The sequence below is a fragment of the Herbaspirillum sp. C9C3 genome (assembly GCF_013359625.1).
GTDB lineage: Bacteria > Pseudomonadota > Gammaproteobacteria > Burkholderiales > Burkholderiaceae_D > Herbaspirillum.
In genome coordinates this window covers 74,544-76,917 of the sequence record NZ_JABFMQ010000008.1, presented here as the reverse complement: position 1 = coordinate 76,917, position 2,374 = coordinate 74,544, and the positions used below count along the sequence as shown (strand labels likewise).

Sequence of the window (2,374 nt, the reverse complement as noted above, 5' to 3'; positions counted from 1 at the left end):
GCTCCCTGTGCTGCTGGCGGCTTCGGCATCACTGACGATGCAGGTGCGGCCGATGCCGCTGACGCTCCCTGTGCCGCCGGTGATTCCGGTGTCGCTGATGCCGCCGGTGCGGCCGATTCAGCCGATGCTGCTGCCCCCTGTGCCGCTGGCGATTCTTGTGTCGCCGACGTTGCAGGTGCGGCCGATGCGGCTGATGCTGGGGCTCCCTGAGCTACAGCTGATTCCGGTGCCGCCGACGATGCAGGTGCGGTCGACGCAGCCGATGCTGCTGCCCCCTGTGCCGCTGGTGATTCTTGTGTCGCCGACGTTGCAGGTGCGGCCGATGCGGCTGATGCTGGTGCTCCCTGTGCTACTGCTGATTCCTGTGCCGCCGACGATGCAGGTGCGGTCGACGCAGCCGATGCTGCTGCCCCCTGTGCCGCTGGTGATTCTTGTGTCGCCGACGATGCAGGTGCTGGAGAGTTCACTGGCGACTCCTGTACTGCTGTCTCTGCCGGTGACTCCGACACCGCTGGTACTGCCAGTTCCACATCCGCGAGCAACGCCGTCTGCGCGCCCACCGGCACACTCAAGGCCGGGCCCAGGGTCAGCAATATGGCAGCATAGAGACTGTGCTTACGCAGAGCGGCAGGCGGCATGATGCAGGCACAATTGTGCTGCTTCTTTTGATTCATCATCTTACCTTCCTCGATCTTGGGCGAGGCCATCGGGAAGCTAGACCCATCCCCCGCCCTTGTTGTTATCCCTCCCTGCGTACCGGTTGAACCGGTTTTTGTAGGGAGGCATTGTCGAGGGGCACTGCCTTTCTGGACATTGTCTTTTGGTGCTAGCCAGGATGCAGCACCATGCGCCTTGATGCCTTGCGCGAGAATGGAAGGAGAGAGAGAAGCCGCCCTCAGCCAGGCTGCTGGGGGCGGCCGCGTGCAGATCAGAAGCGCCAGCTGGCCTTGAGCGCTGCGGACTGGTTGATGAAACCGCTGCGACCTTCCGCATCCAGGCGCAGCGAGATATCGGTGGCGGTGCTCAACTGGTGGCGATAGCTGATACCCGCCTTGAACAACCATGCAGAACGTGCCGCACCGGGTGCGCTGAAGGCTTGGCCCGGCGTCCCGGCATAAGTGGCCACCAGTTCGTCGCGCGCGTTGATGACATCGTAGCTGGCACCGACATTGGCGCTGATCTGCGAAGCCGTCGTGAGCGCATAGTTCAAGCGCGTACCTACACCCAGCAACAAGGCCTGGCTGCGCTTGCCCTGCACCGCCAGGCTCAGATCGCCTGCCCCGCTCTCGGCGTAGGACGGACTTTGCAGACGGGTGTAATCAAGCTGCAAGGCCGGTACTACGCTCAATGCTTCACCCAAGGGCAGCGTATGCGATACGTTTGCGCCCACGTGCGCACTCCAGCTGTCGTAGCGACTGCTGGCCACGCGGTTCAACCCGCCGAAGCGCAGCTCACGTGCCAGGCGGTTGCTGTTCCAGCCGGCGTCGGCCTGCCAGGACAGCGCCAGCTCACCCAGCGGGACGCTGCCATAGACGGCCACCATGTTGGATTCGATACGGCTGCGGCTGCCGGTACCGGTGATGGCGGTGTTGCCGCTGGCACTGGTGCTGGCATAGGCGTAAGAAAATCCAATGCGCCCGCTGTCCAGCTCCACCTCGGTGCCCGCGGCCATGCCCCGGGTGCTGGCGCTGAAACCGGAGTCGCCATTGCGATCCCCCTGGTTCGAACGCGATTCGAAAGGCATGAGCCAGACCTGGCGATCGCCACCGGCCTCGCCATAGCCCACGCCGCGCCCCGCACCGCCCATACCGCCGCCAGCATTACCCGCATCAATGCGCGTGGCAATGACGCGATTGAGCGAAGCCAGGGTGCCACGGATGGCGTTGTCGCTGATGTTGCTGGGCAGGGTCTGGGCGGCGGCGCGCAGAACGCTGGTGGCGTCGGGCAGACGTCCCAGAGCAGTGACGACCTGCGCCATATCGGCGCTGGAGGGACGCTGGATCTGACGGTCCAGCACCGGCGCCACCGCAGCCGCAGCAGTGGCGGCAGCGACTGCCATCGGAGTACGCACTGCCGGGGCTACTTTGACTGCGGGTGCTGGCGGTGCTGCCAGTGCTGCCGGTGCTGGCGGTACCACTACGGCCGCCGCTGCAGGCACGCTCCCGGTGGACGTGCCGGATGCCGGTGCACTGGCCACCGGCATGTTCGGAGCTACTGCACTGGAAGCAGGCGCACTCGTTACCGGTGTACTCGCGGCAGGCGTACTGGTAGCAGGCGCACTCGTTACCGGTGTGCTCGTGGCAGGTGTACTGGTAGCGGGCGCACTCGTTACCGGTGTGCTCGCGGCAGGCGTACTGGTAGCAGGCGCACTCGT

The 2,374-nt window shown here is 65.1% G+C and carries 2 protein-coding genes and 1 pseudogene; 2 read left to right on the top strand and 1 reads right to left on the bottom strand.

What is annotated here, in order from left to right:
- A partial coding sequence (locus HNO82_RS10155) for a hypothetical protein (protein WP_502709273.1) occupies nt 1-640 on the top strand: 640 nt, incomplete at its 5' end.
- 288 nt (nt 641-928) lie between these two features.
- Here HNO82_RS10155 and HNO82_RS10150 read toward each other — a convergent pair.
- The gene (locus HNO82_RS10150) at nt 929-2,059 is read right to left on the bottom strand and encodes an autotransporter outer membrane beta-barrel domain-containing protein (protein ID WP_217509870.1); all 1,131 of its coding nucleotides are present in this window, start codon (nt 2,057-2,059) and stop codon (nt 929-931) included.
- Between the two features lie 25 nt (nt 2,060-2,084).
- On the opposite strand from HNO82_RS10150, the pseudogene HNO82_RS10145 reads away from it, so the two are divergent.
- A pseudogene (locus tag HNO82_RS10145) lies at nt 2,085-2,374 on the top strand (hypothetical protein); the annotation flags it as partial.